Here is a 14,163-nt window from a genome sequence, read left to right on the forward strand (position 1 = left end):
CAGATGACTCAGATGAAGAAGTATGCAGCAATGGCGGAAGGAATTATGGATCGGATCGGCGGAGCCGGCAATGTGCAGCAATTTACGAATTGTATGACCCGGCTCCGCATCAGCGTGAAGGACCACAGTCGGATTGATGAAGAAGCTCTGAAGCAGGTGGATGGCGTATTGGGGGTAGTCGACGATGAGACCTACCAAATCATCCTTGGCCCGGGGGTCGTCAATAAAGTGGCCGAGCAATTCGGCGAACTCCTTCAACAAGCGGGACAGTCGGGCCCAGGCAAGGACGAAGCGCTTGCAGCCGCAAATTCCGGCGCCGGCAATTATTCCGTAGGCAAGAGCGATGATGTTAAGGCTGCTCTGAAAAAGAAAAACAATACGCCATTCAAAAATTTCCTGCGCAAAATCGGCAGCATTTTCATTCCGCTCATTCCCGCCCTGGTCGGGGCCGGGATTATCAACGGCATCGCCGGCCTGATGAACAATTTGATCACATCGGGGAACGAAGCGTCCTGGCTCCTGACGCTGCAGCCGATTCTCGGAGTCATCGGCTCGGCCTTCTTCGGCTTCTTGACGATCTTCGCCGGCATTAATGCCGCGAAGGAGTTTGGCGGAACACCGTCGCTGGGCGGGGCGGTCGCCGCTATTATCGTCGCTCCGGCCGTTGCGAAGATTACGTACACGTACCCGTTCTTTGGCGAGATCAGTCTGAACGCGGGACAGGGCGGGATCATCGGCGCCATTCTGGCAGCGGGGCTGGTCACCGTCGTGGAAAGATTTATCCGTAAGCGGGTTCCCGCTTCCATCGATATTATTGTTACCCCGACGCTGTCCCTGCTCCTGGTCGGACTGCTGACCGTCTTCTTCCTCATGCCGGTAACAGGCATTATCTCACAGGGCATCGGTACGGTGACGACATGGCTGCTGGCTCATGGCGGTCCGCTGTCGGGCTTTGTATTGGCCTCGCTGTTTCTGCCGCTTGTTATGTTTGGATTGCACCAGGCGCTTATTCCGATTCATGCTGAGTTGATCAATCAGGTTGGCTACACGGCATTGCTTCCTATATTGGCGATGGCCGGGGCAGGCCAGGTCGGTTCGGCCATTGCAATCTATATTAAGCTGAAGCATAACGCCAAGTTGCGGAATTTGATCAAGGGGGCGCTTCCCGTCGGATTCCTCGGCATCGGAGAGCCGCTCATTTACGGCGTCAGCCTTCCGCTTGGCCGCCCGTTCATTACCGCCTGCCTTGGCGGGGGCTTTGGCGGAGCGCTGCTGGGACTGTTCGCCATGTCGGAACGGTTCGTCGGCTCGGTGGCGATCGGCCCCTCCGGCCTTGTTCTTATTCCGCTCATGCAAGGGCCGATGGATTTCGGAATGACGGTGCTGGTCTATTTGGCCGGGCTGCTTATATCCTACACCGCGGGATTCCTGCTCACTTATTTCTTTGGTTTTACAAAGCAGATGCTTGTAGAGCATAATAAGTAAGAGATATATGGACAGGGGAGATGACGAGTGACGGGAAGTATCGTAGTGCAAATAGAGGCGGTTCTGCCGCAGCTGCCGGAATCTGAGCGAAAGGCGGCCCAGTACATTTTGGAGGCGCCCGAGCAGGTCTCCAGGCTGAGCATCCACGCGATGGCGGAAAAAGCGGGCACGAGCGCAGCGGCGATCACCCGTCTGTGCCGCTCCCTCGGCCTAAGCGGATTTCCGGATTTGAAGGTGCGGCTCTCGGTAGACAACGCTAAGCCGCAGAAGCCGGGCTATTATGATATTGAGCGCGGCGAGACGGTGCATAATGTCATTCAGAAAACCGTGGCCAACAGCCTGCAGGCTATTCAGGACACAGTGCTGCATTTGCAGCCGGAGCAGATTGAGGAAGTCGTCGGACTCTTCCGCAAGGCCCCCGTCATTTATATGTACGGGGTCGGAGCCTCCGGCATCGTCGCGGCGGATGCCGCCCAGAAATGGCTGCGCCTTGGCAAGCAGGCCTCTGCGCTGCAGGACGGGCATTTGCTTGCTGCTGCGCTGGCCAGCGCCCCTGCCGATGCGCTGTTTATGGGCGTATCTTACAGCGGCAATACCAAGGAGGTCGTTCAGCTGTTCCGGGTAGCAAAGCAGCATGGCGTGCGCAGCATCGGCATATCCCGGTTCGGCAGCCATAAAGTGTCGGAGCTAGCCGATACGATGCTGTATACGCCGCTTGCTCCCGAAGCGACGCTGCGCAGCGGAGCTACCGGCTCCAGGCTCGCACAGCTTGTAGTGATCGACATTCTGTTCTTCGCGTATGCTTCCATGCAGTACGAGGAGACGATTGCCAAGCTGGGACGGACGCATGAGGCGATATCTTTTCTGAAATAGCATTTTGCGGTTATTTTATTTTCAGCCTTATTTGTGGCAACTGTACATCCTATCCGTCATATATTAGTGGGGATTAGCGTGCGACGGGAGGTGTGTCCAGTTTTGAGTTATCAGCAATATGGCATCAGTCCGCAGCTGGTAGAGCGAGTCAAGCTGAAAATGAAAAATCCGGCCGTCAAGGATCGCATCAAGTCCCTGGTCGACGGCCTCACCAAAGCGGATTTGCAGGATCGCGGGAAGGTTCGGCGGCTGGTAAAATCGGCAGCTGCGATATTGCATGAGCGATTGACGAGCGTACAGGAGGAGCAGATCGTCCAGTTCGTCATTGCCCAGAAGATCGATCCGCGCAATACGCTTCATTTGATCAAGCTGTGGGGCATGTTCAGGTAAAAAAGGAAAAGGTTAAAATTTAAAGGTAAAAGGTAAAAAAGGACTATTTGGCCAATAGGCCCGTTAGCTGCAAAAACCGTTCGCCCGCAAGGGAGGAACGGTTTTTTGCTTAGGATGATTAGAACGAATTTATAGAATCACCGCTTGGCGCTAGCCCTTCGTTACCCCGGCTTCGCTAAGAAAGCTGCGTACGATATCGATTTGGTACTGCACCCGGGTCGAGAAGGGCAGGCTCCAGCCGGTTTCCACAGTGACCGCGCGTGCCCCCAAAATACGTGCCGCGGCAGTGCGGGAAGATCCGGGAAGCTCATGCAGCCGAAGATGGAAGGAATGGGATTTGACCCGAAGGGTACGGTTGATTCCCCGAATAATTTTGCGGGCAGCCGGTACCGAGCGGCTGCCCGGATTCGTGATCAGCGTTTGGCCCAGCACCTTGGAGCTCTGCTGCGATAAGCCGTTCGCTTCATGCAGATCCAGGTACCAGGAAGGATGATAGCGTTCGGCCACCTCAAACAGCGCTGCGGACAGCGGATGCTTCGCCGTCTGCCCTGTCCTCCGGGGGAAGGTGCGGTTCAAGTCCGGCACACCGCGAATGCGCTGGCGATAGGCCTTCTTGTTGACGATGGGAACGATGATCAGGCTGCCTTTGCGAATCCGGAGCTGATCCTTGCGAATCATCGCTACGAGCTTGCGGGCCGCCTGAATGCTGCCGGTCTCTTTGCCGTGTATGCCGGCGACGATCATGACGGTCGGGCCTGGGCGGGCGCTTGCTGCGACATAATAAGAGGTAGAGTAGGGAGTGCCCGGCGACAGCGTATATTTCTGTACCAGCATCATGCTCACCTCCACTTCTGCTTGCGAGCTTATAGTGCATGTATCTTATAAATATGCACGGGAGAGGAGGAGCAACTGGACAGGTACCCTTGCGGGCCGCCCGGAAAATGCCCGGATTAGCGGTTTTTGGTACCGCGCAGAACCGCAGTCAAATGATTTGCGTATTGGTTGATCGCCAGGCTGACCTGGGACTTAAGGAATGCCTTGGTCATGGTAAGCTCATCTTCCGTGCCGCGGCAGGAGAAGCGATAACGGATGTCCAGACCGTCCATCGACGGCTCGAAAATGCGAATCCCTTGCATCAGAAGCGACTTGCGGCAGCGCTGGATATCTTCGCGGATATGATGGGCCAGCACCTGCGTTGCAGCGGCATAGAGAGATTTAAAGGTCTGGGAGGACATTTCAACCTCCCTGTTCTTCTTCTCGACGATGTCGAGAGCTACAGGCAGCACGATGTATTTCCTGATCACTTCGATATCCTTGGCTGTCGGGGGCGATGCGGTGCGGGAGACTGCGCTTCCTGCCGCTTCCCGGCCGGCTGATACGGATTGCTCCTTATGCTGCGGAAGCATCATCCGGCTTGATTCCCAGAGGCCGTTGCCTGTGAGCTTCTTACTCATTTATAGTGCCCTCCAATCTTTCGTGCCCGTTCCCTGGCCTGCCCTGATCCCGTCAATGAGGAGGCCCTCATGATGGCGGCGCTGCCGTAGCGGTCTTTAATTTGATCGGTAACCTTATCCAGAGCCCGAAGCTTCACCTGATCCTCGAAGAGGGTCAGCTGATAGCCGTGATCGGCGGCAAGATTGCCGAGCGTAATGCCCAGCCGGCGCACCGGCAGGGTGTTCCAGTGACGGTAAAACAGCTTCTTGGCCGCTTCATATACGGTATTCGTGTGATGCGTCGGATCGGCTATCTTCATTTGCCGGGAGAAGCCGATCCGTGCATCATAGGGGCTGCACAGGCAGCTGACGGTGACCACCTGCCCCATATAGCCCTTGCGCCGGCAGTCCCGGCAGACCTCCTCCGCGAGCTCCAGCAGTATCTATAAAACTCTGAGCATAATTGTATGTGTGCATTAATAAACAGTATAAACCCTTGATTTATTTAGGGTTTATACTGTTATTTCGTATTTTCTTTATGAGCATTATTGATGTCTTAACACGATAACATGGATATGGTAACATTTTTACTATCACGATAATCTATGAGCATAATTGTAAGCTGAAATAGATTCGGGGGTTATAAAATGGACCATAGTGGTTCAATCGTGCCTTTCTCAAGAAGAATTGATGAGTTGCGTTTTGGTGTGCAGAGTGTAGGAATTGAGTTGTGGAAAGGGCATCGTGATAGTGAGCCTGTCGTTAACAGGCATGCTGTGATCGTTTTGCAAAATAAAATGAACGGCAGACTATCTGTTCATCCTCTTACGGAATTTATTTTTCATTATTGGAAATACAGAGCTTACAATTCTCAGAGACTACATGCTAATTACCTCTGCGCATTCTTAAATTACATACTTATTGAAAATCGTATGAAATACAAACTTACTTCATTAAAAGAACTACGCTTTTCTCATGCCACAGAGTTCTTGAACAATTTGACGAGAAAAGAAAAATCAAGAATGACGGTTAGAAAGGCGGAAAGAACCTTAACTCTATTCTTTGAGTTCTTAGCGAAGAAAAAACTGTTGGAGCATGTTGACGAAAGTGCCTTTAAAAAGAAGATCCTTTACGGTAAATCGAATCAAAAATATACGGTTTCCCCATTCAAAGGAGTCATTATGCCGAGAAATAGGCAAGGCCATATAGCTCATGATTTACCTGAACGATATATTTTGCCTTTGATCGAGTTGGCTGTGAAGATCGCGAATCCCATTGCTTTGGGGATTTATATGCAGTGCTTTGGTGGAATTAGACAAGGTGAGCTTGTGAACATTCGAAGATCCGATGTAAATTCTATCGGTTCTTTCGGAGAGTTTGGTTTAGTGGTTCGCCTACAAAAAAGAAACTTGAGAACAGATATTAAAGATAGTGCCGGTGCAAGTGGCGTTAAAAAACCAAGAAGACAAATCGTTTTTCCAATTCAAGACTGGCTACAACAGTTGTATCGAAACCACATTGAAAATTATACTCCTGTGGATGGATCTGATGCGTTATTTGTAAATCGGGATGGCAAAGCCATGTCGGGACAAAGTTACAGGGCATACTTCAGTAAATTAAAAAGAGAGTTTTTGAAGCAACTAAGGAATTCTTCAAATCCGGATGATCTGATTTACGCTATCAAATTGAAAGAATATAAATGGTCCACTCATCTAGGCAGAGGCATATTTACAAATCTTTTAGCAGAAGAAGCTGATAACCCATACGATATTGCTTTGCCAAGAGGTGACTCCAATCTTGCATCATCTCTTGTTTATCAAGGAAATACGGAACGAATGAGAAAAAAACTTGAGGACCGCATGCAACATTTATATAAGGATTACTTACCAAATTTAATTAAAAAATGAATTTTTGGAGAATAAGAAACATGTCGTATTTGAATCCAGCCGAAGCTGCAGAAAAATTAGAAATAGGCTATAAAAGCTTACTACGCTTGTTGAAAAGTGGGGTGCTTACCGGCGCAATAAAAGTACATCGTTCGTGGCAAATCCCTCTCAAAGCCATAGAGGAATACAAGGCATCGTTAAACATTCCTGAGGGATATCTAACTATTGCTGAAATAGCCGAACAACTTAATCTTACCGAACTCTGGGTTGGCAGACTAATTAAGAGAGGGACATTTGCTGGAGCAAAGAAACATAGAGGTTCTTGGATAGTGCCTTCCATCTCTGTAGAGGAGTATATTCAGTCTTCCTCCTCCCCTGAAGGATTCCTTTCATTCCGGGAAGCCGCTGAATATTTATCCGTAGGTGAGTCATGGATCAGAAAATTAGTGTTAAGAGAAATTTTATCGGGCGTGGAAGTCATCAATGGCGTCCGTTACATCCGAAAGGAGTGCATTGACGAATATTTAAAATCGATATCGCCGCCAGAAGGATACGTCTCCGTTGCTCAAGCTGCACAAGAACTATCTCTTAGCAAAACAGCCGTTAATTCCTTGGCAAAAGAAGGGGCATTTCCCGGTGCAAAAAAACAAAAAATACCGTATCATCACGCAGGATGGGTTATTCCAGTTGAGTCCTTAAGGGAATATAAGGAGTCTCGTTCCTTTCCGAGCAATTATATTTCTGGAACAGATATTGCTGCGCAGTTAGAGGTTAGCAAAGCCTGGATTACTAAATTAATCCGAACAGGCGTGATACCTAAAGGTATAAAACACAACAACGAGTGGATTGTTCCAACCGATGAGGCGAACAGGTTTATTGAAAGAGAACGAAAAAGACAACAATCGACACCGCTTGAGTTATTTGAATTTCGGTTGGCTGAACTGGATGTACCGGATACTTTACAAAAAACAGTTGCGCTCTACCGTGAATTTGTAACGTTAAAAATCAATAGCAGCCAAGGCAACAGCCATACGATTCACAATCAAGCCTTAGAGTATATCAGCACATTAAAGCGATTATTCCGTTTGCTAAATACTGAAGTATTCTTAATGGATGCGGAACAATTAGAAATTATCTTTCGAAGTGCAGAAATGGGGATTCGGGATAAACGTACTTTCATTTACTTTTTGGAGTTTTGCACTGGCAAAGGGTTATGTTCATACTCGAAAAGTTATGCAGTCACTCCCCTTCCTGTTGAAGAAAGGGAGATGTACAGTCCGGAACAATTTTTAGCTTATTACAATTATGTTCGGGATGTCGACATTCACATTGAGCAGGCCATCCAAAGTAGGGATTATGCTGTAACATGGCTATATGTCTTAATGCATGTCATTGATGCATGGAGACCATCAGACATTGTTAAGATGCCGAATATTGCGCTGGAGGCCTGCAATTTGCAGACTTTTGACCAACTCAGGGAAACGAAAATCACTCAAGAGCAAGCGCAAGCAGTCATTAATCATCTGTATAAACGGGTGGAACGAATGTATATTAGCAAGACCGGTGCTCTGGGGCATTTCCTCGTCAATCAGGATATGATTGTCCCCACTGCTACCGTTCTTGTGATCACGGAAATTCATCGTAGAATTGAAAATGATAAGCAACTAGTCAGACTTGGCCGAAGAAGATTCACCCATTTTGAAAAAGAAATCCATTTTCGGTTATTTTTCGATAAGCGTCCGGATCTTGTTGATTTCCAAAGTCGGAAAATGAATAGGACTCTCTTAACTTATTTCTTTTACAGTGTCGTAGAGGGAAAAGGGAATGCCGATATCGCTTACGAACTGTCTCAACGGATTAGAGGACATACCGATAAAAATTCGACTGCAACATACATTCAAGCAGTAAACAAAGATGGTTCTATAGAACGTGTAAGTCTGAATTTGTTTAACCGGGGGCATTTTGGATGGCTATACCATCTTCTTATTCGTCTCTCTATGCCAAACACGCCGCAGCTGGAGTTAGAGCAAAGCACCGTGTTGATCGAACAATTTCGAAATGATTTTAGTCCTTACCAACTGGAACAACTTAGCTATTTCCTAATCCGGCAGCAACAAAGCAAACAATCTTTGGCTTTGCGACTATCCAATCTTACGGAAAAAGACTTGAACACATTGTTATTTAAAATTTATAAGGGTGAGATGCCCGCCAAGTTGCAGCATGTACAATGCTTGACATACCCAAATTGCACTTCCCCAACTGCTATAAGTTGCCTACATTGTGAAAATGCGATACCAAAAGTTTATATCCTGATTTCGATCCAACATGAACTTGAGCGTTTAATTTCATCGATTCAAAATACCAAATATCCCGCTGTACGTGTCAGGGACCGCAAGTTTTTGTTTCAAATTCTGGATCTGTTAAGTCAGGCAGTGCAGCAATTTGGCAGATCCTATGTTCAAACTTTTATTGATCTTAACAATCTAAAGGAAAAGATGATTGCTATTCAAAATTTACTTAGTGAGGAAGTTTAATGGCTAAATTCCACTCGGCATTACACAGAAGAAAAACCATAGAGGAACTAAGTGATCGAACTATCTTGGAAAGTATTGAGCTGATCACCTTTAGTCGAAATGATCTTCACGAATACAAAGAAATGTTTAGAGAATTGCAACAGAAAGGAGTTATTGTTACAGGAGCTTTTGAAGGCGACTTATGGTCCACCCAAGGTGAATCTAGCAAAATTCTTTTCCGCTTTGATTGCGAACTCTATGGCGAGGTCAACTTGGCTTTAAAATGCTATACAGTACAAAAAATATATAATGGCATTAAAGCACAAACCGTTCGGCTAAATGTAGCAAAAATAAAAGAAGCCATACGAATTACCCGGGGGTTTCGACCGGATTATTTATCACATTTAGAAGATGCGTTCAACCGTTTCGGGATGCATAAACAGTTTACCATGGCCACCAGTATAAGGGAATTTCTCGCTTATTATAATCACCCATATTCGGATGCGTATAGCGATTTGTGTTCAATTTTTAATACGAAAGTCTCGAATGTACGCGAATTGCCCAATTTTCATGATATCCTGCTTTTCGATCATGCTTTAGATGAATATTTTAATACCTGTACTACTGACGAAGAAAAATTGAAATTTTATCCACTCTTGTTATGGTGGAGAATCACCCGTATCATTCCCATGCGCCCCGTCGAATTTTATTCATTACGCCGGGATTGCACGTTCAAAGATAATGAGGATAGATATTGGATGGTTTTGCCGAGAAAAAAGAAGAAATCTACCCTTCCGGGAAAACTCGAGATAACGGATACTGTCCAGATAAATCAAGAAGTCTTTGAATTTATTGAGGATTATAAACAACTTACATCAGCTTACGATTCTGAATCCTACTATTTGATCTCGTATAAGGCATATCGGAAATACGTAAAAATAAAAACGAAGGAAAAAGCGCGAGAAAAGATGGGCGCTTTCCAATTTATCAATATCATTGATCGATTTTACGATGAAATCGTTACTCCGAAGTACGGTGATTTAGAAAGAATAAAGCCTGGCGATACCAGGCACTTTGCCTTTTGCAACATGATGTTGCAAGGGTTTAATATGCTAACTATTGCCCGTATAGGCGGGCATAACCAACTGGAAACCCAATTGCATTATCATAAACATTTGGATCACTTCGCTTCATCTTTCGTCCATCACGCGGCGCAGATGCTTCGAATGAACCGTAAGAAATTAATGCGGTCAAATTGGGATGTTGGCACTCAAGCTATAATTGCTAAAAGTAGAATCTACCGACTTGATGATTTTCAAGAGACATACAAAGTGGAAAACGGCTATTGTACGGATCACCCATCGCGTTGTCAGGTCGGGGATTGCCGTTTTTGCGAATATTATCTTTTCTCGCCAGATGACGAACAAAAGGGATTGGCATGGCTGAAAGATTGTTCTAATTTGCTGGAAACCAGAATTAAGGAACAATTGGAGCTCATTCGATATGTCACAAAATCAATGAATTACGATTGTACAACGTTGACTTATCAGCAAACGGGCCAAGAAAAGCTATCCTCAGCCTGCAATGAACTGAGGAGATTGATGGATCAAAAAGCAATGGTCGATTCTCACCTTCTGGAGGATGAATTGTGAAAAAGGGAGCACCGCCAAAATATACAGATAAGCAATTAAAAGACATCCTATTAAAATATATCTCAAAGAATCCAGGGAAGAAGATTAATCCTTCCATCTTGGAAAGAGAGACCGGGATAAATCGATTTATTTGGACACGAAGAATGTCAGAGCAAATCGCGAAGCTCAACGAGCCAGTGCAGCAGGGGGTAGCAGGAACTGATGGTGCACTTCCCTTACCAAATGTTGTTGAGCTTGTTGAAACATACTGGAACAATAAAACGGGTTTGATTAACGCATTAGCTCACTATAATGAGATGCTCAATGCCTTGCATCAAAAGGCTAAGAAATATGACACAATTCTTCAGGAAAACCAAGACTTAGTTGCTAAATTGTCGTTAAAAGAAGAGCAGATTAAAACGCTCAAGAACGAGATTAAATTACTAAAAAAACAATATCTCGAAGTAGCGGTCAAAAGCACATATAAGACCTTCCAAGAGGAAGAAGGGCTTGAAAAAATCATATCCATAAATAAAAAAACTGAGGATCGAGCCTTAAAAGCGGATATTGTGAAGATGTATCCCGAGTTATTTGATAATTGATGTGAGGCCAGCATATTCTGCCCTCTGCGGTATTCAAAAACTTATGATATAATTGATATTGTGACTAAGCGTGGTCACTGGACAAGCGATCCTCGAGACGGCGGTCAAACCTTTATCTCGACGGATCGCTTGTTTTGTTATAACTGGTGGATTGCGCTGTTTGGGATATTCAATACGCTTCACTGTAGACAACGGTCTACTCAAAATATTGATGGTCTACCGTGGTTTTTATGGTTGACCAAAGTTGACCCAGTTGAGGCAGCACAGCGCCGCGTTTCCTTTCGGCGTATAGGCTCGATGATTCATGAATCTGAATTCTGATGATTCTTTTTGAAAATTTCTCATAGATGGTCGTTTCTCAGAGGAATAGCTGAAGATTAGAGACTGTAGATCTGAGATATTTGATGATAAATGAAATAATAGCCCGGCAATACTTAATAGATACTGCATCGGGCAATCAGAACAAGTTTTCTTTTCTGCATTCTTGTTTTGCCATCACCAAAATAATGTCCTTTCACCCCCGATATGTATTACCAGTATCCCGGCGTTCTTTACAAATTTTATTTTTTCATCTGAGGACATTTTAAATATGTTGCTCAGGGTATCCAACCTTATCGATTTCCTAAGAGCTTCGTAAAAACCGTTCGTTACTTACCATAGTTCTAAACTTGTGATATAACACACTCGTTATGTGCAGTCATTTCATTTCGTCAGATCGTCTTGATTCCATCATTTTTTCCTTTTCAATCGATCGCGTAAATGTCCGACATAAATTGAATTTGGATCGTTCGGATTATACTTGCGATTCATTGCACGTTCAAACTCATCGATTAACATTGCAAAATCATGTACATTCGGTTCAAGCCCAAAGGCACGCTTCATATCACGGTAATGACGAAAAAAAACGTCCGTTGCCTGTTCACCTGAGTAACCTAATCGCTGAAGCTCACAAATCACCGCTTGAGCATAATGTCTATTCATCTCGCGACGGCTCGTCATCCCCCATCCTCCCTTTGGACTCCGCTACTTAACCTAATTATAATCAAATTAAAGCGAACCTCGAGTAAGGTTAACACCCTCTCGAGGATCGCTCTTTTGGTAAGGTTCGCTTGTTTCACTCGAAACATCCATATTATAGCATGTCTTTTTAGAAAATACACCTACCACCTATTATACTCCAATACGGATGGAAAAAAGCCGTGTATTAGAGCAACTGAAATGTTATAGTCCATAGTAGTGGTGAAAAAATGCTCCGGGCTTCTTGACAAGGGAAGCCACGGTATGAATTCTACTAAAGTGAAGTGACGTACTGGCCTACATGGCTTTTCCTGGGGAGCATTGGCGGCAAATTCATTCTGCCAGCCCATTAGAGCGTTTAAGTCGCGAAATCCGCCGACATTCAAACGTAGCAGGAATCTTTCCAAATGGGAATCTGTTATCCGACTAATTGGTTCCATCTTAATCGAGTAGCAAGATGAATGGAGCGTGGAACATCGCACGTCGGTATTTCAGTCTCGAATCCATGGAGAAAATCGTTAAAGGAGAGCACATCCACCACGTTTTTGCAGAAGTAAATCCGGGTCATGCAACAGAAATTCATTTTACACCACTTGGCGGGACACTACCAAATATTTAGGTAACGGGGGCGAATAAACATGTCATTATTAAATGACGGTGAGAAAGTCGCTTTTTTAATTGAAATTTTAAATCGCCATATTCAAAAGCTCCCATGCGGTGATACCTTTAGAAATTATCTTGAATCCATATGTGGCGTTTTAAAGCACGATGATTTGTTTATCCAGAAAGCTGCGATTGCTAATAGTGAATTGTTTATAGAGGCTCTTTCTAATATTTTGAGCAACCAGATTACTATTAAACAGGCGATAGGTGCGTTAATAGCTGCATTCGATAAAGTTGGATATGTTGATTCAATGGACGTAGCAGCGATCATTCTTGAGTTTGAACAGCTTCTGAATCAAATGTCCATAGAAGAAGCTGAAAATTTATACAACAAGCATTGGAAGTAAATGAAATAGGAGTTGATACGTATGGAAGAAGAACAATCGTTTATTTATCTCATTGATTATTTAGGATCATATTTGTCGGAACTAGAATTGGAACTTCAGAATAATCCTGATGATCTCTTTCTTCAAGGAAAAATAAAGGGTATTCAACTTTCCTTAAAATATATAAGAATGCACGAGTATAAGCGAAATGCCGGCCACTATATTGACATCGAGATTGATTAATCCTATGTGTTTGACCTACGGTCACGATCATCGGCAAAAAATATGACATAACCGTTCTGAAGCGGGGCGGGATTCTTGTCTCTCTGACGCAGCCTCCGTCCCAGGAGAACGCTCAAAAGCATGGCGTTACCGCAAAATTCAACACCAAGTTCCCGACTTACAAGAATCTCCAGACCATCGCGCAATTGATTGCTGACGGCACGATCAAAGCGGAGATCGATTCCATATTCCCGTTAAGCCAATCAAACAAAGCACTGGAGAAAAGCGAAAGCCAACATGGTCGCGGAAGAATTTTGTTTCATATCAACGCTTGAATGTCCTGTGACTCCAAGACCCCTTAATCCAGGGGTCTTTCCATTTCTCCTCATCGTCGGAAAATTCGGTCGCCTCCTGCTCATCAGGAATCGTAAAGAGTTGCTTCGGTGCGTGTTCCATCGTCTTTTCTTGGAAGGATTCGACATATTCCACCATGGCAGAAAGGATGAGGGCGGTGGCGGCCATCGTTTGGGGACTGTGCGAGGCAGCGGTGTTTATCGCTGGACGGCGGCGGCTAACGCGATCGGCGTGCGACTCGGGCGATGGTAGAAGCTCATGTGCCCCGGCGTATGGCCGGGCGTGGGGATCACGTCGATGCCGCCGCCGAACGACAGCGTCTGAATCGACAGGTACCGCGGGCGTTTGTTCCAGCGCATGGCGGAACGCCTGCTCCGTCTCATCCAGCAGGCTGCCTGGCAGCGAGCGCGCCTGTTCGAAGAAAATAAAGTGTTAGACTGAGGTTGTTGATTTGACACCGTAATAGAGTTAAAACGTTCAGAAAATCACCACAACCAAATAACCTGTTTATTGCATGTTGTTGTTCTGTGATAATGTCAAGTTCAGACGCTGTAACATGGAATGGTTAGGGATCCTTTATTAATTGCCGCTGTTCGACGGCAAATCAAAAATCAACCCATTCACACACAAAGAAACCCAAGACTTATTTTTTGAGCAGATCTTCGCTTTATGAAAACGATGGATCGGTTCCATCGCTCGGATCATCCTAGTGATTATAGCAGTTTTAAACGTAACCGCTATTTGAGGTAGACGACGGTATACTCATAA

General features: G+C 45.5%; 15 protein-coding genes and 2 pseudogenes. 11 read left to right on the forward strand and 6 right to left on the reverse strand.

The genetic code is table 11. The features are described from left to right. Nucleotides 1–3 precede the first annotated feature (3 nt). The 3 genes from BN2762_RS14235 to BN2762_RS14245 all read left to right on the forward strand — a co-directional run bounded on the left by BN2762_RS14235 (nt 4) and on the right by BN2762_RS14245 (nt 2,748). Entirely contained in the window at nt 4–1,485 is a 1,482-nt protein-coding gene (locus BN2762_RS14235; RefSeq protein WP_083484933.1) for a PTS transporter subunit EIIC, read from the forward strand. Nucleotides 1,486–1,512: 27 nt separating this feature from the next. Beyond that, nucleotides 1,513–2,358 (forward strand): MurR/RpiR family transcriptional regulator, encoded by an 846-nt coding sequence (locus BN2762_RS14240; RefSeq protein WP_055107602.1) that lies wholly within the window; start codon nt 1,513–1,515, stop codon nt 2,356–2,358. A 102-nt stretch (nt 2,359–2,460) separates the two neighbouring features. Beyond that, entirely contained in the window at nt 2,461–2,748 is a 288-nt protein-coding gene (locus BN2762_RS14245; protein WP_055107603.1) for a stage VI sporulation protein F, read from the forward strand. A gap of 150 nt (nt 2,749–2,898) precedes the next feature. Here the strand turns inward: BN2762_RS14245 and BN2762_RS14250 are convergent, their stop codons facing one another. The 3 genes and pseudogenes from BN2762_RS14250 to BN2762_RS14260 form a co-directional block, all read right to left on the reverse strand. Then, the gene (locus BN2762_RS14250; RefSeq protein ID WP_055107604.1) at nt 2,899–3,582 is read right to left on the reverse strand and encodes a succinylglutamate desuccinylase/aspartoacylase family protein; all 684 of its coding nucleotides are present in this window, start codon (nt 3,580–3,582) and stop codon (nt 2,899–2,901) included. Nucleotides 3,583–3,698: 116 nt separating this feature from the next. Then, nucleotides 3,699–4,202: a YhjD family protein gene (locus BN2762_RS27300; protein ID WP_055107605.1), complete on the reverse strand. Its 504-nt coding sequence runs from the start codon at nt 4,200–4,202 to the stop codon at nt 3,699–3,701. Further along, nucleotides 4,199–4,624 (reverse strand): annotated as a pseudogene (locus tag BN2762_RS14260) (DinB/UmuC family translesion DNA polymerase); the annotation flags it as partial. The pseudogene BN2762_RS14260 and the gene BN2762_RS27300, both read right to left, overlap by 4 nt. 204 nt (nt 4,625–4,828) lie before the next feature. Between BN2762_RS14260 and BN2762_RS14265 the strand changes: the two are divergent. From BN2762_RS14265 to BN2762_RS14280, 4 genes are read left to right on the forward strand one after another with little or no spacing between them, the layout of a single operon-like run. Then, on the forward strand, nt 4,829–6,088 hold the full coding sequence (locus BN2762_RS14265) for a site-specific integrase (RefSeq protein ID WP_055107607.1): 1,260 nt from the start codon (nt 4,829–4,831) through the stop codon (nt 6,086–6,088). 20 nt (nt 6,089–6,108) lie between these two features. Next, nucleotides 6,109–8,601 carry a helix-turn-helix domain-containing protein gene (locus tag BN2762_RS14270; RefSeq protein WP_055107608.1) on the forward strand — a complete coding sequence of 831 codons (2,493 nt, stop codon included), beginning with the start codon at nt 6,109–6,111 and terminating at the stop codon, nt 8,599–8,601. Then, entirely contained in the window at nt 8,601–10,232 is a 1,632-nt protein-coding gene (locus BN2762_RS14275) for a site-specific integrase (protein WP_055107609.1), read from the forward strand. The genes BN2762_RS14270 and BN2762_RS14275 overlap by 1 nt, the downstream gene beginning before the upstream one ends. Then, a complete protein-coding gene (locus BN2762_RS14280; protein WP_055107610.1) occupies nt 10,229–10,813 on the forward strand; it encodes a hypothetical protein in 585 nt (194 codons plus the stop codon). Before BN2762_RS14275 ends, BN2762_RS14280 begins: the two co-directional genes overlap by 4 nt. 729 nt (nt 10,814–11,542) lie before the next feature. Here BN2762_RS14280 and BN2762_RS14285 read toward each other — a convergent pair. Then, on the reverse strand, nt 11,543–11,812 hold the full coding sequence (locus BN2762_RS14285; protein WP_055107611.1) for a hypothetical protein: 270 nt from the start codon (nt 11,810–11,812) through the stop codon (nt 11,543–11,545). A gap of 304 nt (nt 11,813–12,116) precedes the next feature. Here BN2762_RS14285 and BN2762_RS27770 point away from each other — a divergent pair. From BN2762_RS27770 to BN2762_RS26130, 4 genes and pseudogenes are all read left to right on the forward strand, one after another. Next, a pseudogene (locus BN2762_RS27770) lies at nt 12,117–12,449 on the forward strand (transposase); the annotation flags it as partial. A 19-nt stretch (nt 12,450–12,468) separates the two neighbouring features. Next, nucleotides 12,469–12,840: a hypothetical protein gene (locus BN2762_RS14290; protein WP_055107612.1), complete on the forward strand. Its 372-nt coding sequence runs from the start codon at nt 12,469–12,471 to the stop codon at nt 12,838–12,840. A 21-nt stretch (nt 12,841–12,861) separates the two neighbouring features. Further along, nucleotides 12,862–13,062, forward strand: coding sequence for a hypothetical protein (locus BN2762_RS14295; protein WP_055107613.1), 201 nt, complete (start codon nt 12,862–12,864; stop codon nt 13,060–13,062). A 56-nt stretch (nt 13,063–13,118) separates the two neighbouring features. Then, complete coding sequence (locus tag BN2762_RS26130) at nt 13,119–13,376, forward strand: zinc-binding dehydrogenase (protein ID WP_262362847.1); 258 nt, start codon at nt 13,119–13,121, stop codon at nt 13,374–13,376. Here BN2762_RS26130 and BN2762_RS27775 read toward each other — a convergent pair. Both BN2762_RS27775 and BN2762_RS27305 read right to left on the reverse strand, forming a co-directional pair. After that, nucleotides 13,366–13,563, reverse strand: coding sequence for a hypothetical protein (locus BN2762_RS27775; protein ID WP_055107614.1), 198 nt, complete (start codon nt 13,561–13,563; stop codon nt 13,366–13,368). The two genes, BN2762_RS26130 and BN2762_RS27775, sit on opposite strands and share 11 nt — an antisense overlap. 29 nt (nt 13,564–13,592) lie before the next feature. Beyond that, a complete protein-coding gene (locus tag BN2762_RS27305) occupies nt 13,593–13,754 on the reverse strand; it encodes a hypothetical protein (RefSeq protein ID WP_187386527.1) in 162 nt (53 codons plus the stop codon). Nucleotides 13,755–14,163 lie beyond the last annotated feature (409 nt).

Source organism: Paenibacillus ihumii (genome assembly GCF_001403875.1).
Lineage (GTDB): Bacteria > Bacillota > Bacilli > Paenibacillales > Paenibacillaceae > Fontibacillus > Fontibacillus ihumii.

Bases quoted from the DNA above. Each gene is read 5' to 3' on its own strand.
- BN2762_RS14235 (WP_083484933.1), top strand. From the start codon at position 4: ATGACTCAGATGAAGAAGTATGCAGCAATGGCGGAAGGAATTATGGAT.
- BN2762_RS14250 (WP_055107604.1), bottom strand. From the start codon at position 3,582: ATGCTGGTACAGAAATATACGCTGTCGCCGGGCACTCCCTACTCTACC.
- BN2762_RS27300 (WP_055107605.1), bottom strand. From the start codon at position 4,202: ATGAGTAAGAAGCTCACAGGCAACGGCCTCTGGGAATCAAGCCGGATG.
- BN2762_RS14265 (WP_055107607.1), top strand. From the start codon at position 4,829: ATGGACCATAGTGGTTCAATCGTGCCTTTCTCAAGAAGAATTGATGAG.
- BN2762_RS14270 (WP_055107608.1), top strand. From the start codon at position 6,109: ATGTCGTATTTGAATCCAGCCGAAGCTGCAGAAAAATTAGAAATAGGC.
- BN2762_RS14275 (WP_055107609.1), top strand. From the start codon at position 8,601: ATGGCTAAATTCCACTCGGCATTACACAGAAGAAAAACCATAGAGGAA.
- BN2762_RS14285 (WP_055107611.1), bottom strand. From the start codon at position 11,812: ATGACGAGCCGTCGCGAGATGAATAGACATTATGCTCAAGCGGTGATT.
- BN2762_RS14290 (WP_055107612.1), top strand. From the start codon at position 12,469: ATGTCATTATTAAATGACGGTGAGAAAGTCGCTTTTTTAATTGAAATT.
- BN2762_RS14295 (WP_055107613.1), top strand. From the start codon at position 12,862: ATGGAAGAAGAACAATCGTTTATTTATCTCATTGATTATTTAGGATCA.
- BN2762_RS27775 (WP_055107614.1), bottom strand. From the start codon at position 13,563: ATGGCCGCCACCGCCCTCATCCTTTCTGCCATGGTGGAATATGTCGAA.
- BN2762_RS27305 (WP_187386527.1), bottom strand. From the start codon at position 13,754: ATGCGCTGGAACAAACGCCCGCGGTACCTGTCGATTCAGACGCTGTCG.